Here is a 25708-nt window from a genome sequence, read left to right as displayed (position 1 = left end):
TAGAGTAGAACGCTTCCCTGGTTTGCGTTTCCTCCTTATTGTTTTTTATTGTACTCCCCATGACCGAAAACTCTTCTTCCATACTGTGGCGGCTTTTCAGCTACTTTTCCGAACTGCTGACGATGTCCACACAGATTCGTCCCACGGACATAGGTTTGATTGTGGTTCTTGGTCTGCTTATTATCCTCCTGGTACTCAACCAAAGAAAAAAACGGATTATCACGAATAAATCAAAACAACTCGCAGAAACAGAAGAGCGCTATGCCCTCCTCTTTGAGCACTCGCCCATCGCCCTTCTTGAAGAGGATCTGAGTTCGGTCAAAAATTTCCTTGATCGCCTTGAAAATGAAGGGGTCAGTGATCTGGAGAGCTACTTTGAGCAGCACCCGGAAAGCCTCAGACGCTGCATTGACATGGTTCGGGTCAATGCAGCCAATCGAGCAGCACTCACCCTCTACGGGGCAAACAAAAAAGAAGACCTGCTCCATCTCACCGCCATTTTACCCGAGTCACAGAATCTGGTCTTTCTGCAAACAGTCATGCTCCTGCTGAAAAAGAAAACTGCCCAATTTCTGTTTGAAAACAACAGCCTGGATGGACGGGTGCTTACCGTTGAGCGGCGGGTGGTGGTTGCCAGCGGATTTGAGAAAAGTTGGAAAAAAGTTTTTGTCACCGTCATCGACATTACTGAGCAGGTGAAACTCAGAAATGAAAACAAGGCCTTTGAAAAGCAGCTGCAGCAGACACAAAAACTTGAGGCCATAGGCAGTCTGGCCGGTGGTATTGCCCACGACTTCAACAACATCCTCGCACCGATCATGGGCAGAGCCGAGTTGATGTTAGTGGAGAGCGATATCAATTCAGAGGCTGCTGAACATTGCCGTGGCATCCTCGAGGCTTCACGTCGAGCACGTGATCTGGTCAAACAGATCCTCACCTTCAGCCGCCAGGTCGATCAGGAAATCCAACCGGTCTGTCTGACAGACATTATTGAAGAAGTCGTCAAGCTCGTCCACCCTACTCTGCCCACCACCATAGAAATCAAGATGCATCTGCCTGAATCATGCCCTCGTATTATGGCCGACTCTACGCAGTTGCACCAGATCCTGATGAACTTGATGACCAACGCCTACCACGCCATGGAGGAAACGGGAGGCCAGTTAAATATTCGCCTTGAAACCATGACCTTGGGATTGGGAGCCTTTGACGACCTCTCGATCACACCGGGGTTGTATCAACAGTTGACCGTTGAAGATACGGGTCATGGCATGGACGAGGCGACCATGACCAAAATCTTTGATCCCTATTTCACCACCAAATCCCGTGGCAAGGGAACAGGATTGGGGCTGGCGGTGGTACTGGGCATCCTTCGTGGCTACGGCGGTGAAATCCGCGTTGCCAGCACCTTGGGCAAGGGGACGACCTTTACCCTCTATTTTCCGGTGGTCGAAGTGGCCGAAACCAGCCCGCAGCTTGCCATCGATCCTCAGGAGCCCATGCCTCGAGGAAGCGAGCATATTCTTTTAGTGGATGACGAAAAATCCATTGCCGATGTGACCACCAGTATGCTAGAGCGTCTCGGCTATAAAGTGACGGTCCGCCTCAGTGGTTTTGATGCACTGGAAGCCTATCGCAGCTTATCAAGTACCATCGATCTGGTCATTGCCGACCTGACCATGCCCCAGATGACGGGCTTACAGCTCTACAAAAAGATCAAACTGCTCCGCTCAGATGCCAAAGTTATTATATGTACCGGTTTTAGCGAACAGCTCACCAGTGATAAGTCACGTGTCATCGGCATTGAGGGCTTTCTCAATAAACCCGTGATCATGGCAGACCTGGCTCATTGCGTACGGCGTGTACTTGACAGCTAAATTACGACCACAGCCTGGTTACGAAAAGCTTTCTTAAAAAAGGTTCTGCTCAAAGGCGCTCCTCCACACGTCATTCACCCTCTTTTCTATACCCTGGATCCGTGAGCATTCATTGGTGTGTCAGCTTCGCTGTTTGTGACATGTCGAATAAAGTATACTTTATCGGCTTGTTACGAAGAGTGAAGGTGGCGTACTAATGGATGCCCCAAAGGGCGGTGGGTGAAACTGAATAGCAAATAAATTAGTTTGAAAATTTCTGCATTATCAACTGAATATGTTATTCAGAGACCATCCGCCGTCACGGATTCAGGTATACGTTTTCAACCCGCCCAAGGCTCATAACACAGCCACCGGAGATCTTTATGCAATCCATACCCGTCCACAAGGATTCCACTGTTCTTTCCTTTTTACTTGCTCGCGGCTACTCCAAAACCAAGATCAAACAGCTACTCAAATACCGCGCTATCCAGGTTGACGGATCCCCGGTCAACCGTCTGGAGACAGAACTCAAATCTGGTGCAACGCTGACCATTTCCACAGAAAAAGAGGTGTCCGAGCGGCCTGAAGAATGCCCGGACTTACATATCGTCTATGAGGATCAAGATATTATTGTCATTGATAAACCTGCTGGCCTGCTGACCATTGCCTCTGCCAGTGAGAAGAAAAAAACCGTTTTTTACAAGCTCAGCAGTTGCCTGAGCAAACGGCCTCAGGAAAAAGATCGGGGCTTTATAGTGCATCGCCTGGACCAGGGGGCCTCCGGGCTCTTGCTCTTTGCCAAGAATGAAGCAGCGCAACATGCCCTGCAAAAGGCCTGGGCTACAGTGGAGAAAAAATTCCTGGTGGTGGTTGAAGGACAGCTGCAGCCGGCAAAGGGAACCGTGAAGAACTATCTCTGTGAATCAAAAATCCATCGCATGTATGCCGCAGGAAAACAAACCACTGGCAGTAAGTACGCAGAGACCAGCTACCAGGTGGTACGCAGCAGCGCAAATTATACCCTGGTTGAGGTCAGCCTGGCAACCGCGCGCAAGAACCAGTTGCGGGTCCACCTGGCCGATCTGGGCCACCCGGTGGTGGGCGATAAAAAGTACGGCAGCAAGGAGGACCCGATCAAGCGTTTGGCGGTTCATGCCTCGTTGCTCCGCTTTGTCCACCCCACCACGGGAACAACCATGGAACTAACGCTGCCACTACCGCAGAAGTTGCAAAAGCTCATGCGAGGTGGGGAGCAGACAACAGGTCCTCAAGCAGAGCCGAAGATGTAACAAAATCAGGTTGCTACCGGCTTGTTCTTCCCTTCAATGGTCAGAAAATTCAAGGTGGTGTGCACTGTAAACAAGGGAAAAAAGAGCGCCATAAAAAAAATATTTAAAATCGGCACCATACTGATCATGGCTGGGAACAGCCCCAAACGAAAAGCCTGGTTGGGATGAAGACGGATCCAGCGCAGTTTACGTCCCAGGCTCCAGCGGTAGCGTGAGGCGGGATAGTCAATAAACATTAGGGCCGAATAAAAGGCATAGATACAGAAAACCGCAGCCTGTCCCACGACAGGGATAAAATTAGCCATGAGGGCCAGTAGGGAGACCACAATCCCCATGGCACCAATTTTAATTCCCTCCCAGAGATCAATCAGTACACCACCAAGACTGATGCCTGCCTCTCCATCAGCCGCCTGCTGGCAGAATCGATTCCCCGCCCAGTTGCTTAAAAAGACATAGCCGGGTGTCGTCAGGGAGTAGGCAACAACAAAGGCGAGATAAAAGGCCACCACCCGAGAGAGAATAACAAAGATCCATTTCAGCGCAGTCCACCCCCAGAGAAGTGGCAGATGCCAAATTGCATTGCCTTCCGGGGGTGTGGTAAAAAAAGAGCCCGTCAGGTGATCGATGAAATCCACGGTGAAGAGATAGCCTCCCCAGGTGAGGCCGCCGGTGATCAATACCAGGATAAGGCTCCAGCCCAGCAGGCGGGGATAGCGAAAAATAAAGGCAAAGGAAAAACCAAGGGGCACCCAGCCGTTGGCGGGACGTCCGGAAGCAGATGTTGCTGTGTTCATAACGAAGAAAAAAGTCTGATTAGATGGAGTTGTTCGTGTGTGGAGGAGAGGGGTGCAGGCTAGCGCTACCTCCCTCATCAGGAGGGAAGGACTATACCGCTTCGAGACTCAGCCAACAAGCATGAACCTGAACTCACTGCTCACGAATTCAGGTTCATGCCAGAAACTTCTTGCTGAAGATGCGTTCCTGCCCGCCGGGCAGGGATGTTTTTTATCAGCCCTGGTAGACGCAGCTCACCAGGTCAGACATCTCAACGTCAAGCTTTTCGTTCTGCAGGGTCAGCATGATCTTGCCAAGCTGCCCTTGCTCGCTAATTTCCACCAGGGTGCTGTCCTGCTCCTGATGAACAAAAAAGCCATGCGAGCGCAAGGCTGCAAGAGCCCTCTCTATCGATGAGACCACCAAGCCCAGCTGGGAAAAATCATTCATGTAAAAAAGTGGCCAACTGGACTGACAGCCACCTTTTTTTCCTTTTTCCATAATTGGTAACCAACCCATATTACCTCCCTTAAAGGTTGAGCCTGGATCTTTAGGACGAGCTCCGCATCTTTCGTTCTCCGCCCCTTCAGGTTGGAGACTTTGGTTCCCATCCCACCGAGCGATCAAGCATGGCTGGGATTCCGCCGTATTCTTCCGGGGCAAAGCCAAAAACCTCGCGCCAGATGGTGTCGTTTTCCATGCAAAAATACATACAGGTCCTGGGGTGGGCATAGAGGCGAAGCCGCTCCAGAATCACCTTGTACATCTCCACCCGTTGGCCGCGAAAATATCGCCGTTTTCCATCCAGGCCATCGATGAATTCTTCATAAAAAAAGCGTGAGGCGGGAAAACGATCGGCAGCGATTTGCTTGAGGGGTGGTAGGTAACGGAGCGCCCCCAGACTGATCCAGGCGATGGACTCGGCAGGCACCACCTGAAAGAGACGATCAATGGTTGCTTTGTACCCTTCTTCCCAGCCCTCATGGTAAATGATCGGGTCAAAATGAAAGGCCAACCGGTAGCCCCACTGCGCACACTGTTTGGCCGCGGCAAGGCGCTCTTCCAAGGTGGCGGTTCGAATCTCTTCCCGCTCCATGATGGGGCCTGAGTTGAGCGACCAGGCAACCAGGGTTCGCCCTCTGTGGTCAAGCCCCTCCAGGTTCTCGATATTCACACTCTTGGACTTGAGTTCAAGCACCGCGTTTGGCCTCTTTGCCATGTACTCCACCAGACGACTGCTGAGATTGGTGAGACTATCTATGGCTAGGCTGTCGGTGAACTCTCCGGTTCCAATGCGAAAGAACCGATCCGGCTCACTATCAAGTCCCTGATCGAGTTCGTGAAAGAGATCCTCGATATTGACAAAGAAACTGAGCCAGGGGTTGTTGAGATAGGCCTGCAAGATGCAATAGACACAGTCCATGGGGCAGTTCATGCCAATATTGAGCACCTGATAATCGCAGCAACGATATTCTCGCGTTCCCGGACAGGGCTTAAAAAAGGTCCCGCGATTACGGCAGAGCAGGAGGTGATGCTTTCCGGCCGTGAGGTTAAAGGGATACTCTCCGGCAATGGCAGGCACACCACGCTCGGGAACAACCGTGACCGGTAATTTGGCTCGGGCTATGATTTCTTGGGTATAGGGCAGATCAAGGCAGTCCTGGGCCACATGGATATGGGTAACAAAACGCGCAGGATCACCGTAGGAGGTATGTTGTTTCACGAGAATAACCGGTTGGTGTTAACAATAAAGGGAATCTTGAATAATTGCTTTTTCTTCCAATCCCGCGGAGTCTGGCGCTTACCTCGTCACGCTTAAAATTTTATCCTCGGAATATCACACATATGCCTGCGGTAAAATTTTGCGCAATCCTCGAAGTCTGCGCTTATCTGGCCTTGATTGAAAAATCAAATTATTCAAGACACCCTAAAGTCTCTGATATTTTGTGGCCAGTGCGGCATACTCCGCGCCCTCGTCCGGCCGTCCGTGCTTGGTGCAGCCCTGGCCGTAGATGCCACATTTGCGCACCAGCTCATCGACAGCGGCCTGTTGTTGCTGTGAGTTGAGCACGGTGGAATCGAGCAGCTTACACAGGGAGCGAATGCGATAGACATCCATTCCCAGCCGGTGCATTGCAGACAACTGGTCTTCTCTCCCCCCGTCTTTGGCCGTCAACGGTTCAGACACAAGAAAAAAGGGTTCGTTGTAACTCACCCGCAACCAGAGGTCGTAATCCTCGCAGCAGGGAAGCGTTTCATCAAAAAGTCCATAGCGCTCAAAGAGTTGCCGGCGGGCCATGGTGGTTGACATTCCCACCACACACATTTTAAGGCTGGCTGCAAAGATATTTCCGCTGGGTGGATCATGTTTTTTTTTCTGGTTGACCCGTTTGCCGCCACGATACCAGATCTCCCGCGTGTGCGAGATGAGTAGCTCCGAATCGGACTCAAAAGCCTTTGCCTGCAAGGCGAGCTTTGCGGGCAACCACTGGTCATCGGAATCCAAAAAGGCCAGTAGATCTCCCTGGGCGGCTTGGATGCCTTTGTTGCGTGCCGCCGCCGCTCCCTGGTTTTCCTGGTAGAAATAGCGAAGGGGAACAGGGGACGTGGCTGCTAATTTTTTCACGATCGCTTGCGTTGCATCGGTTGAGCCGTCATCGATGACAATCAGCTCGTCACAGCGTCTTTCCTGCGCAAGAATCGAACCAATAGACCGCTTGAGAAATCCGGCACGGTTATAGGTGGGAAGAATAACAGAAATCATAAATGCATGGCCTGATGGACCTTGAAGCCGAACACGGTGGAGCCCCCGGCCAATTAAGACTGGCGGTTTATCCACGGTATAGTATAGTAAGCGATTTTAATGACCTAAATCCGAGGCTCGATTCCTTTTGGGAAAAGGACGTTCCCTTTCCCCGTGCCGGGCTTGAAGTAGCTATTGCTTGGCCCCAGCTTCCCCCCCGGATTTCTCAGAAACCTGAATCCGTGAGCATTCAAAAGCACGCCGTTTAAGATTCAGGATAGACATCTTGTCACAATTGGTATGGAAAATTCCCCAGACAGTTGCTGGCAAACAGGAAGACTCTCCACTCAAAATTCCAAAGTAGAGTATGTACACAGACATTCTCATCAATGCAACCTTCTACGAAAACCGGATCGCCCTGGTTGAAAACGGCAATCTGCGCGAATTTCACCTGGAGCGGGTTTCAGAAAAAGGGTTGATCGGCAACATATACCTGGGCCGGGTCGTTCGGGTACTGCCGGGGATTGATGCCGCCTTTGTCGAAATCGGCCTGGAACGGACCGGCTTTTTGTATGTCGACGAGGCGCAGTACATCTTCTCAGACAACTTTCAGCGGTTGATGCCGGGGCATAAGCTCCGCTCAACGCCGCCTGCCGATTTGCCGGAAAATCCCGCAATCGATGACATCCTCCATGAAGGACAGGAAATTCTGGTCCAGATCGCCAAAGAACCCATTGGCTCCAAGGGTGCCCGTCTAACCTGCAATATCACCCTGCCCTGCCGCAACCTGGTCTTCATGCCGCTGACCGATCATATCGGCATCTCGCGTAAAATTGAAGACGAGGATACCCGTCAGCTGCTACGCGATAAGATCGAGGTTCTGCGGCCACCGGGAACCGGGTTCATCATGCGAACGGTGGCAGAGAATATCGGGAGCGAGGCTCTGGAAGCAGACATGGAGTTTCTTTTGCTGCTCTGGGATGAGATTCTCACCAAAACCGCTAAATCTACTGCCCCCTGCCTGATTTACAAAGATCTGGATATAATTCTCCGGGCGGTCCGTGATTTTTTCACCGAGGTCACCAACGAGCTGGTCATCGACAACTACGAGGTCTATGAGCAGCTCCTTTCCTATGCCCAGACCTTTGCTCCACAGCTCCGTGATAAGATCACCTACTACAACTCCGATCTGCCGCTTTTCGAGCGTTACGGGGTCGAAGCCGATATCAACAGCGCCCTGGATAAAAAAGTCTGGCTGCGTTCAGGCGGGTATATCATCATCGAACCCACCGAGGCCCTGACCGTGATCGATGTCAATACAGGCCGGTACGTGGGCGCCCATGACCTTGCGGAAACGATCTTCAAAACCAATATGGAGGCGGTGCGGGAAATTGCCCGGCAGCTGCGGTTGCGCAATCTGGGCGGCATCATCATCATCGACTTCATCGACATGGAGAATGAAGATCACCGGGAAGAGCTCTATGATGCCTTTCAGGAAGCCATGCGCGATGACAAGAGCAAGGTCAATATCCTCAAGCTTTCTGAATTCGGCCTGGTCCAGATGACCAGAAAGCGGCTTTCCGAAAGTTTGATGCAGACCATGTGCGAGCCCTGCCTCTACTGCGGGGGGGATGGTTTTATCAAGTCACGCCGCACCATCTGCCATGAAATCTTTCGCAAAATCATTCGTGATGCCCGAAAAATTGGCGGTTCGCATGTGACGATCAAAGTGCATCCCCATATCGCCGACATGCTTCTCAACGAAGAATCTTTTACCATTGAGCTCTTGGAAGAGCAGACCGGGAAACGGTTTTCCATAATTCCCGTACCCGAGATGCACATCAAACGTTATGATGTTATCTGGAATGAGTAATCCCCTTTCTTCGCCACCTTCACCTTAGCCTTCTTCTCCCATGTCTACTCAGATTCGACTCCGTGGTTCTTCCCGAAAACGAGGCGGTTTTTTCAAGATGTTTTTTGCAGCGCTCCTGACCGCTGCCCTTCTTGCCGGAGGCTTTGCCGCCTTTTTGCTCTTTGAGTTTGAACAGCCAACCTTGACCCTGGACAAAGAGGTTAAATACCTTGGCACCACCATGCAACTGCCCCTGCAGGCGGCGGATAGCAAAAGCGGCATTCAAGAGTTGAACGTTTCTCTGCAGCAGGGGGAAAGTACCGTCACGGTTCTTGAACGTCACTTTCCCCGTAAGGCATGGTTCAAACCGGCTGGCCCCCAACTGCTCAATGAAAAAGTTCTTATTGATGCCCAGAAAGCAGGGATCAGGCAAGGGGCGGCTCAACTGGTCATTACGGTACGAGACTTTTCCTTAAGCGGTATGCTCAAGGGCAATGAAACAGTCCGTCGCATTCCGGTCATTATGGATACCGTTCCCCCCAGGGTGGGTTTGGTACATGGCCAACGGGTCATCAAACCGGGCAGCACCGGGCTTGTCGTCTACACAGTTGGCGAAATGCCCACCCGCCAGGGCGTACTGATTGACTCCACTTTTTTCCCTGGCTATCCCACCGGAAAGAAGGATACCTATGTGGCCTACTTTGCCTTGCCCTGGAATGCGCAGCCTCCGAGCGGCACCCGCGTTGTCGCCTACGATGCAGCGGGTAATGAGGGGACGGTGAGTTTTTCTCCCACCTTCACCGCCGTACCAGAAAGACATGATACCATTCGTTTAAGCGATGGTTTTTTCAAGAAAAAAATCCCAGAGTTTGCACAGCACTATCCACAGATGCAGGGTAGCCTGCTTAATCAGTATCTCTTTGTCAACAATCAGGTGCGCAAACAAAATAATCAGGTCATTGCGCGCATCTGTGGTCAGACCGATCCCGTTCAATATTGGAGCGATCGCTTTCTCCGTATGCCCGGTGCCGGTCGTGCCGGTTTTGCCGACCAGCGCACTTATGTATACAATGGACAGGCTGTGGATTACCAAACCCACCTGGGGATGGATATTGCCTCGGTGGCCAAAGCCGAAATTCGGGCGGCAAACCGAGGCAAGGTCATTTTTGCCGACTATCTGGGGATTTACGGCAACATGATTATCATCGACCATGGTCAGGGGGTGGCGAGCCTCTACTCCCATCTCAGCAGTATCGAAACCTCGGTGGGTGCCCTTGTTAAAAAAGATCAGCCTATTGCCCATTCCGGAGCAACCGGAATGGCCGGTGGCGATCATCTTCATTTTTCCATGCTCATCCACGGTATTTTTGTCAACCCGCTTGAATGGTGGGATCAACGCTGGATTACTATCAATATTACATCTGCGCTAGATGAATCCTGATCAGTCTATGGTGCAACCTCCCCAAAGGGGAGTATCAGCAAAAAATGCGAAGGCAGCCTTTGCTTTTCCCTGGCTGCTGTACAGCTACATCGCCAATGAGTTGCTCGCCCCTTTTTTTGCCAGCTTCCTCATCCTCTATGGCGTTTTTTTTCTGGTGCGGCTGATTCCGCTTCTCGAGGTTGTGCTCTCGCTCCAGATCGGAGCCGCTGATTTCATCCGACTCTTTGCCTATATCTTTCCCCATATGTTGCTCTACATCATCCCCATGGCCTCCATGGCCGGGGTGATTGTCGGCTTCACTCGACTGACCAACGACCGGGAAATCCTTGCGCTTAAGGCCTGCGGGGTCAGCCTCCGGCAGATGCTTCCTCCTGTGATTCTTACAGCCGCTGCCATTGCAAGCCTGACGGGCTATTTCTCTATTCGCCTCATTCCCGTGGGTGAACTTGGTTTCAAACAGCTGATGTTTCAGCTGGCCATGGAAAAAATCGAACACGGTATTCGCCCCCATGAGTTCACCCAAGCTCTGGGGGATATCGTGCTCTATGTCGACCGCATTGATGATCACAATCAGTGGCATGGTGTCTATGTTTCCGACATGCGTGGGCGCACCCAGCCCATTATCACATTGGCAAAACGAGGCCACATGGAACCGGATATGGATAACCTGCGCATGACCATCGTCCTGGAGGATGGGAGCCTGCACAATAACCAGGGCAAGGACAGCCAGGTGATAGGCTTTGGCCGCTACCAGCTGCAGATTGGTTTGCAGTTGCCCACCCGGGTGGGCAAAGAAAATGTGACTCATCGAAGCCGTGGTACCATGAGCCAGGCACAACTCCTGGAGGCGGCCCATAACGCCGAACCCGGCTCAAAGGCTGCCATAAATTACCTCAGCGAGTACCACAAACGCTTGGTCCTGCCGGTGGGATGCTTCATCCTCAGTCTACTGGGGCTGCCTTTGGGGCTGCAGGCCGCCCCAGGACGACGGGCAGTGGGAATTCCTCTGGGCCTTGGCTTTTTTATTCTTTATTACATCACCTACACAACCACCGGCATGATGGTTGAAGAAGGCTCTTTGCCTCTGGTACTGGGGATGTGGCTACCGAATATTCTTTTTCTGCTGCTGACCGTGGTTATTATCTATCGGGTCAACCTGGAGCGGCCCCTGCTGCCTGAATGGCTCCAACACTGGAGTGCACTCTTTTGCGAGCGTACCCTGACCCCGTTTCTACGACGCCCATGGCGCATTTTTACCCGTTCACGCCACAGGGAGAGGAAACCGTAAGGGGACTTCCGCAAACTGACAAAGCTAACAAAGGTTGAAGTGCTGTATGCTTCTGCAAGGCACGGTGCTTCAGCCTCTCTTTTTCAGATTCCCCTCCAAAGTTCTTCCATTTTTTCAAGCTCTAACAACATTGCCTCCCCGTCTAAGCCGCTGTATAGTATACCTGAATCCATAAAGGTGGATGATTGCACGGCTTCAGGGAATATCTAAATACCTCTTTGAACCAGATCTCATCCCCGAGACCTTTCCAGCCTGACCTGCTTTTGTTGCATCAAAAACGCAGATTGGGCTGACCTCTTTCGCACGGAGAACTTTGGCATGCAACTGGCCCTGGCTGCTCAAATGCGTGAGCTTGATCGTCAAACCATTGAAGAAATAGGCATTCCCGGCATGGTCCTCATGGAAAATGCAGGCCGAGGCACGGTGGACTTCATGCAACAACACTATGGTTCGGTGGCGGGGAAAACCGTCTGCATCTTTGCCGGGCCGGGGAATAACGGCGGAGATGGCCTTGTGATTGCGCGCACAGTCCACGGGTTAGGCGCCTATCCTTTTGTTTTTTTCCTGCTCGACCCTGAAGAACTCAAGGGGGATGCCGCTCAAAACTTCTCCATCTACAAACAAATGCGCCTCCCCTACCAGGTTCTGGATTTCTCGGAAAAAATGCTCAACCTTGCCGACACAATCCTGACGCTCAATCGCATACATCCCATGCACTCTCTGGTGGACTCCATCTTTGGTACGGGCCTTGAGCGCGAGGTGAGTGGCCATTTTTCCGATGTAATCAACTGCATCAACCATTTGGGGGAAAGCCACCAAATGCCGGTGGTCAGCGTGGATCTCCCCTCAGGTCTCAACGCCGATACAGGGGCTGTATTGGGAATTTCGGTGCATGCCGATCTCACCGTTACCTACGGCCAACCCAAGCCGGGCCACTATCATAATGGTGGTGTTGGAGTCGGCCATCTGGAACGGGTGGATATTGGCATTCCAACCAAGGTGGTCGAGGCCATGGGGCTCAATGGTGAGGTTCTGGACACGAGCACGGCGAACCTGCTGAAATCAAGGAATAAAGAAGCCCACAAGGGCGCAAACGGACATCTTTTCATCCTGGCGGGTTCCGAGGGCAAAACCGGAGCTGCTCTTTTAAGTGCCCAGGGGGCGCTGCGCATGGGAACCGGCCTGGTCAGCTGCGGTGTGCCCAGAGAACTCAACCCGATCTTTGAAACCGCCCTTGCCGAGGCAATGACCATTGCACTTCCCGCCTCGGCAAAAGCCCTCTCCCACGAGGATTCCCCCCTGATAAATTCCCTGATGCAAGGCAAGGACGCCCTGGTGATCGGGCCGGGAATCGGTACTGACAAGTCAACGGCTGAGCTGGTTCTTCAACTCTACTGTGACTCGCCACTCCCCATGGTTATCGATGCCGATGGACTCAATATTCTGGCGGCTCATCGGGAGAGCATTCGCCTGGCCCAAGGCCCCCGTATCTTCACACCACACCCGGGCGAGATGGCCCGCCTGCTGGGTATTTCCATTGGGGAGATTCAGGCCAATCGCTTGCAAGCATCCCAGTGGCTGGCAGAAGCCAGCGACTGCCCTGCCCTGATTACCGTTCTCAAAGGAGCGGGTACTGTGGTCAGTGGCAATGATGGCCGTTATGCGCTCAACACCAGCGGAAACCCCGGTATGGGCACCGGGGGTATGGGAGATGTACTCTCCGGAATAATCGGCGGTCTACTGGCTCAGGGGTATCCCCCCTGGGAGGCCGCCACTTTAGGAGTGTATCTGCATGGATTGGCAGCAGATTTTCTTGCCCAAAGCCAGCCTTACGGATACACTGCCACCGAGGTTGCCCAGGCCCTGCCCCGGGTACTTGGCGGTCTTACTCACAACGAACCAAAGGAGCATTTATGCTAAAAGCACGCGATATCATGACCCAAGACGTTATTACTGTGAATCCGCAGACAAGTGTGCGCGAGTTAGCCGCCCTGCTCCTCGAAAAAAAGATCAGCGGCGCTCCGGTTGTGGACGAGGCCGACAAGGTGGTTGGCGTGGTCACGGAAAGTGATCTTATCTTTCAAAACAAGAAAGTGCATCTCCCCACTGCCGTGGCTATTCTGGATGCCTTTGTCTTTTTAGAATCAACGGAGAAGACAGAGAAAGAGATAAAGAAGATGGCTGGCTACAAGGTAGGTGATATCTGTTCGCAGGATCTGGTGAGTGTCACTCCGGAAACAGAACTCGATGAACTGGCCACCATGATGGCAGAGAAAAAAATCCACACCCTCCCCGTCCTCGATGGAGACCAACTCGTGGGAATTATAGGGAAGTCGGATATTATTCGGACGATTGCCCAGGGGAACTGACCAGGGGCTCATAGAGCTGCCAACAGTTCCGCCCTTTTTTCTTGGCCTCGTACATGGCGATGTCGGCATGCCTGAGCATGGTCTCGGCATCGCTGCAGTCATTGGGGAAGACCGAGATCCCGATACTGGCACCGATAAAGCAGATGTGATCGTTGGCCTCAATGGGTTCATTGAGCGATTCGATCACTTTCTGCGCAACCAGGGTTGCCCCTTCCAGGGTCTCGGTGCTTTCAAGCAAAATCACAAACTCATCCCCGCCTAATCGACAGACCGAATCAGAGGAGCGCAACACGCCACGGAGCCGCTCCGCCACCTGCATCAGAACAATATCCCCCACCCCATGTCCGAACTGGTCGTTGATGGGCTTGAACCGATCCAGATCGATAAAGAGCAGACAGAGAATGCGCCCGTAACGCTTGGCCAGAGAAATGGCCTGGGGCAGTCGCCTGCGAAAATAGTTGCGGTTCGGCAGGTTGGTCAGGGAATCGTGATTGGCCATATAGCGAATCAGCTCTGCCGCCTCCTGCCGCTCGGTGACATCCTGGAACACCAAGACGCCCCCCACCAGCCGGTGTCCCTGACGAATAGGGGTGGCACGAAAATCCACAGGAAAACTGGTGCCGTCCTTGCGCAGCATCCGTGCCTCATCATAGCAGACCTTGATAGAGGCATCGCCCTGGGTAAAGAAGGGGCAACAGTCCACGGAAAAATCTTCGCTGCCGGGCAGAGACACTTTAAAAATATCCATGCAGTGTTCGCCGCGAACCTCGCTATTTTTGTACCCCAGCATCTTCAGCGCGGCAGGATTAATATAACTGATCAGCCCCCGGTCATCGACACCGCAGATACCGTTTGCGGCGGCGTCGAGAATCATCTCGTAGTTGCGGGAAAGCAGCTCAAGTTCCTGCTTGGCCCGGTGTGAGCCCAGAATATAGCGAATACGGTTTTTGAGTACCGGCCAGCGCAGGGGTTTACGAATATAATCAACGGCTCCGGCCCCATAGGATCGCTCAATACTCTTTTCGTCATCAAGCGCTGTCACCATGAGCACTGGAGGCGGATCGGCCATGGTCGTCCGAATCTGCTCACAGACTCCGGGACCATCAATTCCCGGCATGGCAATATCCAAAATCACCAGATCAAAGGACTGTTCTGCCACCATATCCAGTGCGGCATGCCCATCTTCCGCCTCGACCACAACGTATCCCTCGCCTTCGAGGAATTGGCGCATGAGCATGCGAATGACTTCGTCGTCATCAACTATCAAAATGACCGGAGTGGCCCCCGATAACAGGGAAACTGTCATAACCTGGCTTCTCCAAAACATAAGGGCTTCGACGATGAGGCCCGTCTCAGATATTGTAGGATAAACTGCTGATTAATCAAGTTGTTTACTAAAAAACTGATGCACCTTCTCCACAGCCTGCTCGATCTGTGCAAGAATTTTTTCCCCCAAACGCAAATTTTTATTTTTCCCCATCTGCTCGGCCTGCAGGCAAAGAGCGGCCAATTCCTCAGCACCAAACTGGCCGCTGCTGCCTTTCATGGTGTGGGCAACCTTGTTGACCGCCTCTGCATCCTGGGAGCTTACAGCCTGGCGCAACTCCTCTAAACGACGATTCAATGAGCGTAAAAAAACACCGACAACAGGTGTAATATCGCCCACATGCTCCCGTAATCGTTCCAGGCTGATGGGGTTAATCACCATTGAACTGGCGCCAATACTACCGACCGACTGCTCATTTTGCATGGATTTGGGGACCACCGAGGTCTTCAGCTCTGGAAGCCACCGAGAGAGTACCTGCTGTAACCGGTTAAAATCAAGGGGTTTGACCAAATAATCGACCATTCCAACTTCCTGGCACCGTTTCCGTGCCGCGGCTGTGGCATCGGCTGTCAAGGCAACGATGGGGGGAGTAGGCCGGTGCTGCTGCTCCGCCTCTGCAAGAATCCTCTCCGTGGCCTCATAGCCGTCCACAACCGGCATCTGGCAATCCATGAGAATCAACTGAAAATTGTTTTCCCGACAGAGCTCTATCGCTTCCTGGCCATTGGCAGCCACCACCACTTCGACACTTGTGCGGCGAAAGGTCTCGGCCATAACAAACCGATTCGTCTCTTCATCATCCACCAGGAGCAAACGGAGCCCTTGCCCATCATTCGAGCTTACGGAATCAGTCTTCTGTACATCAAGGTTTTCGGCCTGGGATTCAGGAAGGATGGCAGCCCCATGCTCCTTCGTCTCCACATCTTCCCGGGGTAAGAGCAGGGTGAACCAAAAGGTTGAACCGACCCCAAATTCGGAGTCCACACCGAACTCCCCATCCATGAGCTTTATCAGCTTGGCACAGATGGATAACCCCAGTCCAGTCCCTCCGTAACGGCGGGTCGAGGAGCTATCCACCTGAGAGAAGGGTTGAAACAGTTTATCCATGGCTTCCCCGGCAATCCCCACCCCGGAATCACGGACCATGAATTTGAGAAAATCCCCCTCTTCCTTTTGGGCCAGGCACTCGACCTGCAACTCCACGGAGCCCTGTTCTGTAAATTTGATGGCATTGCCTAATAGGTTGACCAGGACTTGCCGCAGGCGCACCCAGTCCCCTTTGTAAAGCGGTGCCAGTCCCTGATCGATACGGGCTGTGATGGCGAGACCTTTACGCTTCCCCGTAACCTGATAAAGTGTAAGCAGTTGGCCCATGAGGGTGCGCAAATCAAAGGGTTCCACCTCCAGAGCCATCTTATTCGCCTCGATCTTGCTGAAATCAAGGAGATTATTAATCAGGGTCATCAGGCTGGTTGCGGACGTCTTAATCAACTGGGCAAAATGTTTCTGCCGGGGTTGCAACTCAGTATCAAGAAGGAGTTCAGAGATGCCTATAACCCCGTTCATGGGGGTGCGGATCTCGTGGCTGATCATGGCCAGGAAATCAGATTTTGCCTGATTGGCCGAGTTGGCGTGGCGTGCTTTCTGACGCAGCTTTTGATTCTCCTGCTCCAAACGCTGGACTTTCAATTCCAACTCGGCAAGGTCGTTCTGATGGTTGTGTGGGGCGTCCATGGCTCAGGAAAAAAGAGAGAGTTGTTGATGTTTTCGTTTTCTTTTTGCCCTCGCTGCTTGCGAGGGAACAGCTGTGATGCTTTTTGCGGGCAACTCGGCAACAAAGGAGGAAAGAGCTCTCACTTCCAGAGGACCACCGTAAGGGGATCGTTGCCGCGACCATGAGAGGTAAAGCGTTGTGCTTGCTCGAGTAAGACCAACAAAAAAGAGCCGTCGTTCCTCCTCCAGATGTGCCTGGACCTGCTCGGCATTCAAACTCTTTTTGGGTGCCAGAGGAAGTAAGCCCTCTTCAACTCCGGCAATAAAGACCACGGGAAACTCAAGCCCCTTGGCGGCGTGCAGGGTGGAAAGCGTAATAACCTCTGACCTTTTATCGTAAAGCACTGAATCGCTGAAGTGGAGCAGGTATTCACCCAGAGCATCGAGGGATTGGTGGGAACTGATCGCTTCGCTTCGAAAACGCTGAAGAGAGGCTTCCTGGGGATCAAATTGATAGTAGGCAATCACTTGGTCAAGACAGCTGACAATCGTTCCCTCTTCAGTCTGGGTAAGGTTACTGTAAAGCTGAGAGAGAGCGTCCAGATTCGTTGCCGCCAACTGGTTGAAAAACAGGGAAGCCCAATCTGTTTGCTCCTGGGAAGGTCCTCGTTTTTTGAGTTCCTCATAGGCGCGAACCGGAACAGCCCTGCCCTGCTTTTCCTCTTCTTCCAGCAACCAGTGCAGGTGCTCTGGCTCTTCCAGCCGAGCGCAGATCAGTATCCAGGCATAGAGCAGGCGGCAGTTGCCTTTGGTGTAGTAGGCCTCCAGATCGACCAGTTGAAAAGGAAGCCCACGTTCACTGAGCACCTGGCCAATGGCCTGGGCCTGACGAGAGGTGCGGACAAGGACACCGATATCTTTAAAACTGCGTTGAGAATCACAGGTGGCATCAATCTGCTCCAGAGCACGATGGGAAGAGCCACCGATCTCGACTTCAATCTGCTCCGCAATGAACCGCGCCTCCTGCTGGGGTGTTGTGCTCGCGAGAAGATGGAGTGCTCCCCGGAGCCGCGACCTGGCCTCCATAGGCTCAACAGGCAAGGGATGGGGGTTATGGGCGATCAGGGTCTCAGCGGCCTGGACAATGGTCGCAGCACTTCGGTAATTACAGACCAGCTGATGGCATTCTGGGGAAAATTCGGCGATAAACTGATGGAACCACCTGGGATCAGAGCCACGGAAACCGTAAATTGCCTGATCAGGATCGCCGATTACAAAAACATGCCCCTGATGACGGGCCACCTCAGCCACCAGTTCGTACTGGGCCTGATTGACATCCTGAAACTCATCAACAAAGAGATGGCCTGTTGCCGCGCGTATCTGTTCTGCTCGCTCCCCGCCACGGCGAAGCTCTGCCAGCAGCTCAGGCACCAGACAGTCGAGATCAACAAGCCCCTGCTCGGCAAGATGCTGGCGATACTCTGTGACCAGAGCGACGACCGGCTCACGCCCTGTTTGACTATACACACTCAGTGCCTCATCAAGGCCCTGCAGCAGTTGCTTATCTCGTATTCCAAGGAGCTTGGCAGCAAGCCAGCGTCGCTCCCCCGGTCCAACCACCCGCAAACCAGGCTGAAGCCTGCGTAGGTGGTTGAGGCAAAAACGGTGAAAGGTCGCAACCAGAGGGAGCTCCGTTGGCTGCAATACTTTTTCCAGCCGCGTGCGCACCTCGTCTGCGGCCTTGTTGGTGAAGGTGATCACGGTGCAGGGGGTGTCGTTTTCCCGTGCAACGCGCTGGGCCCGACTGACCAGGGTGTGGGTTTTTCCGGTCCCCGGCCCGGCCTGAACCACAATCAGTGATGCCTTGCTGTGGACGGCCTGGTATTGAGCCTGGTTGAGTTGTTGCTTCCTCGTATCGGACGCTTTGCCTGCTGCTTTTTTTAAAGAAAGCGTTGCTTGCGCTTTGCTCTTTTTTTGAGCGGCCTTTGGTTTTCTTAAACCAAAAAGACTTTCCTGGCCTGCAAGCTCTGCCTGCTCGCCCTCGTCAAAGACGCGAATCACGCCAAAGGCGCCGTCATACCCGGGCTGACGGAGTACCCGGTTGGTGCGCATGCGCTCAATTGCCTCCGCCAGCAGGATGCCCGCCTTGGCTTTGACCTCTGCAATGGGGGTCTCCAGCAGAAGAGTAAATTCGCTTTCAAAGAGCCCAATGAGACGTTTATAGCCCTCAGCCACCTTCTTGGTGCCGGGGCCGCAGCCTAACAGCTCTGCCAGCACCTCCTGCAGTGGGATAAGGCTGTGCACGCCGGGGCTATGTTCTGGATAGAGAGGCTCAGTTCGATCGGCAAGTTCCATGACCCGGTGGAGGACACCTATGGTCATGGGTTTCCCACAGACGGGACACAGCCCCTCAAGCTCACGCGTCTTTGTGGGCTCCAAACAGACATTACATTTGCGGTGGCCGTCACAGTGGTATTTTCCCTCCTCCGGGTAAAACTCCACAGTGGCGTTAAAGACCTGCTCGCCCTGTTCATTGCGAGGATTGCGCAGGGCTTCACGGATGGCAAAAAAGCTCATCTCGGTGGTAAAAATATTGGCTTCTCGCCCGAGTTTAGCCGGTGAGTGGCAATCGGAATTGGAAATCAGGGTAAAGCGATCGAGAGCGGAGACAAGACGGTTCATCTCCGGGTCGGAGGAGAGGCCGGTTTCCAGGGCAAAGATGTGGCTGCTGAGATCGCCAAAACAATCTTCGATGGCGTCAAAGCCGGATTTTGAACCGAAAAGGGAGAACCAGGGTGTCCAGATATGGGCGGGAATAAAAAAGCCTTCCGGCGCCTTCTCCAGCAAAATCTCCAGCAGATCACGGGAATCAAGCCCGAGAATAGGCCGACCATCCGAGGTAATATTGCCGATGGTGGCCAAAGTGCCGTTGACGCGCTGTACGGATTCAAAATCCGGCGCATACAAAAGATTATGGACTTTACGGACCTTACCCCCCCGTTTGTAGATCGAGCTGATCTCAGCACTGAGCAGAAAGCGGACCGACTCTGGCGCAATAACCGGCGCCAGACCTGCGGGCAGCATTTGTGCAAAATCAATACCACTAACGCTTTTGAATTTATAGAGCCCAGGCTCGGCAGGTTCCAGATGCTCCTGCAGATGCGCGAACCAGGCCGGATGGGTAAAATCGCCGGTACCGAGCACACCAATCCCTTTCACCGCAGCCCAGGCTGCCAGACCAAAAAGATGACTGGCTTTACTTGTGGCCCGTGAATAGAGGGAGTGGATATGCAGGTCGGCGATGTAACGCATCAAGTGTCCTTCCAGCCGTAGAGATGGTGCTGACGGATATAGGCAAAGACCGCGGGAGCCAGCATGGCGGGGCGTTCTCCCCTGGCAAGTGCCGCCCGCACCTGGGATGACGACACTGGCAGCTCGATATCATCGATATATTCGACCGTCCGTCCCTGCTGATTGCACCAGAGTCCACGGGCGCGTTCATAGGTAAAACTTGCGTCTAAAGAGCGCAACATTTGCCCGACCCGGTCGACTGCCAGATGATCGCGTTGCACCACGATCAGGTTAATACGCTTGAGCAGATCTTTTATCCGGTGCCAAGAGGGGAGGTCGATGAGAGAATCCCCACCGATGATAAAAAAATAGGTGCAGCAGGTCCCCCTTTGCAGCAAAGCCTCGACTGTTTGCACCGTATAGGAAGGGGCGGGTAAATCCGCCTCAATACGGGAGCACTGCATGTGCGTGCCTGCCCCCGCCTCAGCAAGGGCAAGCTCAAGCATGGCAACACGCTCTTCAAAGGTGGTCTGCAGCACCCCCTTGTGGGGTGGCCTGGGGGCAGGAATAAAGAGCACCCTATCCAGGTGGCACTGGCTCAGTACATGCTGGGCCAGTGCCAGATGTCCTTGATGCACGGGATCAAATGTCCCGCCGAACAAACCAATGGCCGCCTTGTCGCTTCCTGTGTTCACTGGCCCGGATTTCTTATCGGATCAGGCTCGTGTCTCCCCCGCTCCATACACAATGAACTTACGGGTGGTGAGTTCTTTGAGTCCCATGGGACCATAGGCGTGCAGTTTGGTCGTGGAAATACCTATCTCGGCCCCCAAACCGAACTGACCGCCATCATTAAAGCGGGTGGAGGCGTTCACCATAACCGCAGAGGCGTCGACCTCACGCAGAAAGCGCTGGCTGCGGGCATAGGACTGGGTAAGAATGATCTCGGTGTGTTTGGAGCCGTAGGTATCGATGTAATCCATGGCTTCATCCATGTCACCAACCACCTTCACCACCAGGGCCAGGTCAAGAAACTCGGTGCCCCAGTCTTCCTCGGTGGCGGGTTCGATCATATCCTCCGCAAGCAGGCAACTGGAAGGGCAGCCAAGCATGCGCACCTTATCCGCTTTCATGGCTTGGGCCATTTTCGGGAGAAACTCCTCGGCAATGGCGCGATGGACGAGTACCCCCTCCAAAGCATTGCAGACACCGGGACGTTGCACTTTGGCGTTTTGAATAATGCGAACTGCCATCTCCTGGTCCGCGCTCTCATCCACAAAGCAGTGACAGACCCCCTTGTAATGCTTGAGCACCGGAATCCGGGATTTCTGGGTTACCGCCCGAATCAGCCCTTCACCACCGCGGGGAATGACCAGGTCGATATACTCTTCCTGCTCAAGAAGCAGATCAATGCCTGCACGATCGGTAAACGAAAGGACCTGAACAATGGCCGGATCCACCTTATGCTTGACCAGGACCTCCTGCAGCACCTTGGCCAGGGCCATGTTGGAATGGATGGCCTCAGAACCACCGCGAAGGATGATCGCATTACCAGCTTTAAGACAAAGGGCAGCAGAGTCGATGGTTACGTTGGGCCGTGACTCGTAGATCATGAGGATAACGCCCAGGGGTACCCGCATACGGCCAACGGTAATACCGCTGGGGCGGTTCCCCATCTCGCTGACCTCGCCCACCGGATCCTCCAGAGCTGCAACCTCCCGCAGTCCCTGGACCATGTCTTTGATTCCTTTTTCGGTGATCTGCAGTCGGTTGAGCATAGCCGGGCTCAAGCCCTTGCTCTCTCCGGCAGTCATATCCTTGGCGTTTTCTTCGATGAGGTACTGTTGCTGGGCAATGAGGGCCTCGCCGACATCGAGCAGAATGGTGTTTTTCAGGGCGGTTGGCATGGCACCGATATTGCGGCTGGCCGCCTTGGCCTTTTTCACCATCTCCAGAACAGCTGTTTCAATCTGTGCTCGATCCATTCGTGTCCTCCGTGTTCAGGGGTCAATATAGATAGGGGTAAAAACGTTCACTCTTTCACATCTCTGGCTAACCCGTGCCGGTCGTTTGCATTCTTTGCGTACTATGACGCGACCGGTTCATCCTGAGAGGTACGTGCAGGCAGTCCTTCACGGCCCATGAGCACCAGGTTGTCGCGATGGATCACCTCATCATGTTCCTTGCGTCCCAGCAGGTCAACAATCTCACAGGTTTTTCTTCCTTTTATCTTTTCCAGATCGCTACTGCTGTAATTACTTAACCCTGCGGCGATCACCTGGCCCTCCCCGTCCAGACAGTGAACGGGCGCACCCAGTGGAAAGCTGCCACGCACCTCAGTGATACCTGAGGGCAGCAGGCTTCTTCCCTGCTCGACCAAGGCCCGTCTGGCCCCGTTGTCGACCACCAGCATTCCCTGGGGCTTGAGCACGTAGGCGATCCAGTGTTTGCGGCGATTCATCTTTCCTGTTCCCGGGAGAAAGAAGGTACCGACCAGCTCACCGCTAAACAACGCCTGCAGTATCTCCGGATGCTTGCCCGGGCCGATAAAGGAGCACCCACCACAGGCCGCAACCATCTTGGCCGCCCGAATTTTAGCCATCATCCCCCCGGTTCCCAGAGAACTGGTGGAATGCCCGGCCATCTTTTCGATTTCTTTGGTAATTCTGGCGACAGTGTAGATAGGTCGTGCCGTGGCATCCTCAGAGGGATTGCCTGTATAAAGGGAGTCCACATCGGTGAGGATGATGAACATGTCGGCACCGATCATGTTGGTCATCAGGGCGCCAAGGGTATCGTTATCGGAAAAACGCAGTTCCTCAGCGGAGACCGTATCGTTTTCATTGATAATGGGTACAACCCCGAATTGAAACAGGGTCAGGACCGTGTTGCGCACGTTGAGATACCGCTCCCTGCTGGAGAGATCACCATGGGTCAGCAGGACCTGGGCCACAGGTTGATTGAGATCGGCAAAGGCCTGCTCATAGTCCTGCATCAACAGCCCCTGGCCGGTGGCTGCCAGTGCCTGTTTCACCTTGAGTTCCTCATGCGGGGTCTTGACGATACCCAATCGTTTGCGCCCGGCGGCCACGGCTCCGGAACTCACCAAAATAACCTCGCGCCCGGTGGATTGAAGAAAACTCACCTGACGGGCGATAGTGGTAATGATGGAGTAATCCAGACCATCGTCGTTGGTGAGGACGGCACTGCCGACCTTAATCACCACACGCCGGGCCTGATCAAAGAGGGTTTGACGGTAAAAAAGGCCGTCGTCCTTATTCACCTGAAAGGTCATCGTTTTCCTGTGCCCGCTGCTCTTCCAACAAATCTGCCAGTCGTTCCTTAATCGACTCAAGCCCCTCTCCGGTCTCGGCAGAGATTGCTCGGACCTCTAAACCAAGGGAGGCAAACTGGTCCTGAATTTCTTTAAGGCGCTCTTCGTCTATCAGGTCAATCTTGTTTAAAAGTACCAGATGAGTACGCTCAAGAAGTTCTTCTTTATAGGCCGCCAGTTCAGCCTCAAGAATTTTATATTCTTCAAGAGGCTGATCCCCTTCGCCAGAGGCATCTATGAGATGCAGGAGAATGGAAGTACGTTCAATGTGCCGCAAAAATCGATGCCCAAGGCCAACGCCTTCATGTGCGCCTTCGATGAGACCGGGGATGTCTGCAATAATACATGGTTCGCTGTATTTGAGATGCAAAACGCCCAGCTGCGGCTCCAAGGTGGTAAAAGGATAAGGAGCAATCTTGGGGTTGGCTGCCGAGAGCTTGGAGAGCAGGGTCGACTTACCGGCATTAGGCAGGCCTATCAAGCCCACATCGGCAAGGAGTTTGAGCTCGATAATAAGCCAGCGCTCCTCCCCCAGGCAACCGGGAGTCGATTTACGGGGTGCCCGGTTGGTAGAGGTCGCAAAGCGGGAGTTGCCAAGGCCACCCTTGCCTCCTTCTGCAGCACAAAAGACCTGCTCATCTTCAACCAGATCAACCAGCACGGCTCCGGTTTCAGCATCCTTGATCACAGACCCGAGCGGCACGTGGACAATGCAGTCCTTGCCGCCGCGACCGTGCTTGTCACTCCCCTGCCCCCCCACACCGGACTCCGCCTTGAAGTGGGAACGAAAACGAAAATCGATCAAAGAACGCAGATTGCGATCGGCGACCAGGTAAACATCGCCGCCTTTACCGCCGTCTCCGCCATTGGGTCCACCCTTGGGGACATACTTCTCCCGTCGAAAACTGACGCACCCGTTACCGCCATCTCCGCCTTTAACATAAAATTTTGCTTCGTCAGCAAATCCCATATGTTTCCCATCTCCCAGCAGGATCGCTTGGATGAAAATTCTTCGTCAGGCACCGAGCGTTTGACACAGCTTCGCGGTCCCCATGTACCTACATACCGTCTTTCCAACGGAGATCATACAAAAAAACCCGGCATCAAACATGCTGATGCCGGGTTCGCAATTAACTAGCGGTGTCTCTCTCTTCGCGATCCACGAAAAGGGACCATGCCTCGCTCCCCAGGGAGCAGACCGCTACTCGACGGGGTATACGGAAACGCGTTTGCGATCCTTGCCAAAAGACTCGTATTTAACCTCGCCGTCAACCTTGGCAAACAGGGTGTAATCTCGGCCACATCCGACGTTGGTGCCTGGGTGAATCACAGTACCCAACTGACGAACAAGAATGTTGCCAGCTTTTACGATCTGCCCACCGAAACGTTTAATACCGCGTCGTTGACCTATACTGTCGCGACCGTTTCTTGAACTGCCGCCCGCTTTCTTATGAGCCATGGTGTACTCTCCAGTAAATCAGTTTCTCGTTTAAGCAGAAATCGTCTCAATAGCCAGAGCGGTGTACATCTGACGATGACCATTCTTGACCTGATACCCTTTCCGGCGGCGTTTTTTAAACACAAGCACTTTTTTATGGCGGCCCTGCTCAACGATTTTGGCAACGACCTTGGCACCGTCAACCACGGGCTGCCCAATTTTTACAGCCTCGCCATCGACCACCAGAAGAACGTCTGATAATTCTACTGTGTCGCCTACTTCACCTTGCAGCTTCTCAACGCGAAGCGTATCACCGGCCTCTACCTGGTACTGCTTACCGCCGGTCCGAACTATTGCATACATGCGACTCCTCCTCTCTATCCTCAATATCTAAATCAGCAACAATATTATTAAACTCGTCTAACCCCGCAGAGGAGACCGTGCATCTATGCGTATAAGCGCTCGGCACGCCGTTTGAGTGTATCCCGCGGGCACAATTAAAAATCAGTGAAAATATTCATTCGCAGAACGTGCAATTTAACCCGATCACAGGGACATCTGTCAAGTGGAATGTTCGTTTACTGATATTTTCCCTCCAAAACCATCTCTCCCCTCTCAAAAACCCAAAGAAATCCCCCTTCATTGTTGCGAATCGCTCCACCACAGTAAAGAATAATTTTTCTCAAAAAAACGGGTTTCACTTGTCCACCAACCTATTCATAACTACTATTGTGGTGTGTTTGATTATACCAATCATGCGCTCAACCTTGCCTTGATTGGTGCACCTTTTGTCAACTCTTCCAGGAGAAGCCCCAATGCAGAAAATGGAATGTCCTTGTGGTTATATCTATGACCCTAAAGAAGGTGATTACGAAAACAATATCGCTCCCGGTACCGCCTTTGCCGACCTCCCTGATGACTGGGTTTGTCCCAAGTGTGGTGCTGAAAAAGAATACTTCTACGAGGCCGACTGACCACCTAACCAAGAGGCTTCGC

The 25708-nt window shown here is 53.1% G+C and carries 21 protein-coding genes; 8 read left to right on the top strand and 13 right to left on the bottom strand.

Annotated elements, in window-relative coordinates; genetic code table 11:
• Window positions 1-59 precede the first annotated feature (59 nt).
• Window positions 60-1874 carry a hybrid sensor histidine kinase/response regulator gene (locus JWJ90_RS07875; RefSeq protein WP_205226664.1) on the top strand — a complete coding sequence of 605 codons (1815 nt, stop codon included), beginning with the start codon at window positions 60-62 and terminating at the stop codon, window positions 1872-1874.
• 362 nt (window positions 1875-2236) lie between these two features.
• Window positions 2237-3142 (top strand): RluA family pseudouridine synthase, encoded by a 906-nt coding sequence (locus tag JWJ90_RS07870; protein ID WP_205226663.1) that lies wholly within the window; start codon window positions 2237-2239, stop codon window positions 3140-3142.
• 5 nt (window positions 3143-3147) lie between these two features.
• Here JWJ90_RS07870 and JWJ90_RS07865 read toward each other — a convergent pair whose 3' ends face one another.
• The 4 genes from JWJ90_RS07865 to JWJ90_RS07850 form a co-directional block, all read right to left on the bottom strand.
• The gene (locus JWJ90_RS07865) at window positions 3148-3936 is read right to left on the bottom strand and encodes an EI24 domain-containing protein (RefSeq protein ID WP_205226662.1); all 789 of its coding nucleotides are present in this window, start codon (window positions 3934-3936) and stop codon (window positions 3148-3150) included.
• 214 nt (window positions 3937-4150) lie between these two features.
• Complete coding sequence (locus JWJ90_RS07860; RefSeq protein ID WP_205226661.1) at window positions 4151-4435, bottom strand: hypothetical protein; 285 nt, start codon at window positions 4433-4435, stop codon at window positions 4151-4153.
• 67 nt (window positions 4436-4502) lie between these two features.
• Window positions 4503-5639 (bottom strand): SPL family radical SAM protein, encoded by a 1137-nt coding sequence (locus JWJ90_RS07855; RefSeq protein ID WP_205226660.1) that lies wholly within the window; start codon window positions 5637-5639, stop codon window positions 4503-4505.
• A 204-nt stretch (window positions 5640-5843) separates the two neighbouring features.
• On the bottom strand, window positions 5844-6680 hold the full coding sequence (locus JWJ90_RS07850) for a glycosyltransferase family 2 protein (protein ID WP_205226659.1): 837 nt from the start codon (window positions 6678-6680) through the stop codon (window positions 5844-5846).
• A gap of 346 nt (window positions 6681-7026) precedes the next feature.
• Between JWJ90_RS07850 and JWJ90_RS07845 the strand changes: the two genes are divergently transcribed.
• The 5 genes from JWJ90_RS07845 (at window position 7027) to JWJ90_RS07825 (ending at window position 13609) form a co-directional block, all read left to right on the top strand.
• Entirely contained in the window at window positions 7027-8532 is a 1506-nt protein-coding gene (locus tag JWJ90_RS07845) for an Rne/Rng family ribonuclease (protein ID WP_205226658.1), read from the top strand.
• A 40-nt stretch (window positions 8533-8572) separates the two neighbouring features.
• On the top strand, window positions 8573-9952 hold the full coding sequence (locus JWJ90_RS07840) for a peptidoglycan DD-metalloendopeptidase family protein (RefSeq protein WP_205226657.1): 1380 nt from the start codon (window positions 8573-8575) through the stop codon (window positions 9950-9952).
• Entirely contained in the window at window positions 9942-11240 is a 1299-nt protein-coding gene (gene lptF / locus JWJ90_RS07835) for an LPS export ABC transporter permease LptF (RefSeq protein WP_205226656.1), read from the top strand. Before JWJ90_RS07840 ends, lptF begins: the two co-directional genes overlap by 11 nt.
• 318 nt (window positions 11241-11558) lie before the next feature.
• Complete coding sequence (locus tag JWJ90_RS07830; protein WP_205226655.1) at window positions 11559-13160, top strand: NAD(P)H-hydrate dehydratase; 1602 nt, start codon at window positions 11559-11561, stop codon at window positions 13158-13160.
• Entirely contained in the window at window positions 13154-13609 is a 456-nt protein-coding gene (locus tag JWJ90_RS07825; RefSeq protein ID WP_205226654.1) for a CBS domain-containing protein, read from the top strand. The genes JWJ90_RS07830 and JWJ90_RS07825 overlap by 7 nt, the downstream gene beginning before the upstream one ends.
• Here the strand turns inward: JWJ90_RS07825 and JWJ90_RS07820 are convergent.
• The 9 genes from JWJ90_RS07820 to rplU all read right to left on the bottom strand — a co-directional run bounded on the left by JWJ90_RS07820 (window position 13581) and on the right by rplU (window position 25075).
• Window positions 13581-14915 (bottom strand): diguanylate cyclase domain-containing protein, encoded by a 1335-nt coding sequence (locus tag JWJ90_RS07820; protein ID WP_205226653.1) that lies wholly within the window; start codon window positions 14913-14915, stop codon window positions 13581-13583. The genes JWJ90_RS07825 and JWJ90_RS07820 overlap by 29 nt on opposite strands.
• A 72-nt stretch (window positions 14916-14987) precedes the next feature.
• Complete coding sequence (locus tag JWJ90_RS07815; RefSeq protein WP_205226652.1) at window positions 14988-16670, bottom strand: ATP-binding protein; 1683 nt, start codon at window positions 16668-16670, stop codon at window positions 14988-14990.
• A 3-nt stretch (window positions 16671-16673) separates the two neighbouring features.
• A complete protein-coding gene (locus JWJ90_RS07810) occupies window positions 16674-19961 on the bottom strand; it encodes a UvrD-helicase domain-containing protein (protein ID WP_205226651.1) in 3288 nt (1095 codons plus the stop codon).
• Complete coding sequence (gene nadD / locus JWJ90_RS07805; RefSeq protein ID WP_205226650.1) at window positions 19961-20635, bottom strand: nicotinate (nicotinamide) nucleotide adenylyltransferase; 675 nt, start codon at window positions 20633-20635, stop codon at window positions 19961-19963. The genes JWJ90_RS07810 and nadD overlap by 1 nt, the downstream gene beginning before the upstream one ends.
• Before the next feature lie 21 nt (window positions 20636-20656).
• Window positions 20657-21925, bottom strand: coding sequence for a glutamate-5-semialdehyde dehydrogenase (locus JWJ90_RS07800; protein WP_205226649.1), 1269 nt, complete (start codon window positions 21923-21925; stop codon window positions 20657-20659).
• 101 nt (window positions 21926-22026) lie between these two features.
• Window positions 22027-23235: a glutamate 5-kinase gene (gene proB, locus JWJ90_RS07795; RefSeq protein ID WP_205226648.1), complete on the bottom strand. Its 1209-nt coding sequence runs from the start codon at window positions 23233-23235 to the stop codon at window positions 22027-22029.
• Window positions 23216-24244 (bottom strand): GTPase ObgE, encoded by a 1029-nt coding sequence (gene obgE, locus JWJ90_RS07790; RefSeq protein ID WP_205226647.1) that lies wholly within the window; start codon window positions 24242-24244, stop codon window positions 23216-23218. The genes proB and obgE overlap by 20 nt, the downstream gene beginning before the upstream one ends.
• 231 nt (window positions 24245-24475) lie before the next feature.
• On the bottom strand, window positions 24476-24733 hold the full coding sequence (rpmA, locus tag JWJ90_RS07785; protein WP_205226646.1) for a 50S ribosomal protein L27: 258 nt from the start codon (window positions 24731-24733) through the stop codon (window positions 24476-24478).
• 30 nt (window positions 24734-24763) lie between these two features.
• Complete coding sequence (rplU, locus tag JWJ90_RS07780) at window positions 24764-25075, bottom strand: 50S ribosomal protein L21 (protein ID WP_205226645.1); 312 nt, start codon at window positions 25073-25075, stop codon at window positions 24764-24766.
• A 452-nt stretch (window positions 25076-25527) separates the two neighbouring features.
• Between rplU and JWJ90_RS07775 the strand changes: the two genes are divergently transcribed.
• Window positions 25528-25686 (top strand): rubredoxin, encoded by a 159-nt coding sequence (locus JWJ90_RS07775; protein ID WP_205226644.1) that lies wholly within the window; start codon window positions 25528-25530, stop codon window positions 25684-25686.
• Window positions 25687-25708: the final 22 nt, after the last annotated feature.

It is taken from the genome of Desulfobulbus rhabdoformis (genome assembly GCF_016919065.1).
GTDB lineage: Bacteria > Desulfobacterota > Desulfobulbia > Desulfobulbales > Desulfobulbaceae > Desulfobulbus > Desulfobulbus rhabdoformis.
The sequence above is the reverse complement of the archived record's forward strand: the minus strand, read 5'-3'. Positions and strand labels throughout refer to the sequence as shown.

Bases quoted from the DNA above. Each gene is read 5' to 3' on its own strand.
- JWJ90_RS07875 (WP_205226664.1), top strand. From the start codon at position 60: ATGACCGAAAACTCTTCTTCCATACTGTGGCGGCTTTTCAGCTACTTT.
- JWJ90_RS07870 (WP_205226663.1), top strand. From the start codon at position 2,237: ATGCAATCCATACCCGTCCACAAGGATTCCACTGTTCTTTCCTTTTTA.
- JWJ90_RS07865 (WP_205226662.1), bottom strand. From the start codon at position 3,936: ATGAACACAGCAACATCTGCTTCCGGACGTCCCGCCAACGGCTGGGTG.
- JWJ90_RS07860 (WP_205226661.1), bottom strand. From the start codon at position 4,435: ATGGGTTGGTTACCAATTATGGAAAAAGGAAAAAAAGGTGGCTGTCAG.
- JWJ90_RS07850 (WP_205226659.1), bottom strand. From the start codon at position 6,680: ATGATTTCTGTTATTCTTCCCACCTATAACCGTGCCGGATTTCTCAAG.
- JWJ90_RS07845 (WP_205226658.1), top strand. From the start codon at position 7,027: ATGTACACAGACATTCTCATCAATGCAACCTTCTACGAAAACCGGATC.
- JWJ90_RS07840 (WP_205226657.1), top strand. From the start codon at position 8,573: ATGTCTACTCAGATTCGACTCCGTGGTTCTTCCCGAAAACGAGGCGGT.
- lptF (WP_205226656.1), top strand. From the start codon at position 9,942: ATGAATCCTGATCAGTCTATGGTGCAACCTCCCCAAAGGGGAGTATCA.
- JWJ90_RS07830 (WP_205226655.1), top strand. From the start codon at position 11,559: ATGCAACTGGCCCTGGCTGCTCAAATGCGTGAGCTTGATCGTCAAACC.
- JWJ90_RS07825 (WP_205226654.1), top strand. From the start codon at position 13,154: ATGCTAAAAGCACGCGATATCATGACCCAAGACGTTATTACTGTGAAT.
- JWJ90_RS07820 (WP_205226653.1), bottom strand. From the start codon at position 14,915: ATGACAGTTTCCCTGTTATCGGGGGCCACTCCGGTCATTTTGATAGTT.
- JWJ90_RS07815 (WP_205226652.1), bottom strand. From the start codon at position 16,670: ATGGACGCCCCACACAACCATCAGAACGACCTTGCCGAGTTGGAATTG.
- JWJ90_RS07810 (WP_205226651.1), bottom strand. From the start codon at position 19,961: ATGCGTTACATCGCCGACCTGCATATCCACTCCCTCTATTCACGGGCC.
- JWJ90_RS07800 (WP_205226649.1), bottom strand. From the start codon at position 21,925: ATGGATCGAGCACAGATTGAAACAGCTGTTCTGGAGATGGTGAAAAAG.
- proB (WP_205226648.1), bottom strand. From the start codon at position 23,235: ATGACCTTTCAGGTGAATAAGGACGACGGCCTTTTTTACCGTCAAACC.
- obgE (WP_205226647.1), bottom strand. From the start codon at position 24,244: ATGGGATTTGCTGACGAAGCAAAATTTTATGTTAAAGGCGGAGATGGC.
- rpmA (WP_205226646.1), bottom strand. From the start codon at position 24,733: ATGGCTCATAAGAAAGCGGGCGGCAGTTCAAGAAACGGTCGCGACAGT.
- rplU (WP_205226645.1), bottom strand. From the start codon at position 25,075: ATGTATGCAATAGTTCGGACCGGCGGTAAGCAGTACCAGGTAGAGGCC.
- JWJ90_RS07775 (WP_205226644.1), top strand. From the start codon at position 25,528: ATGCAGAAAATGGAATGTCCTTGTGGTTATATCTATGACCCTAAAGAA.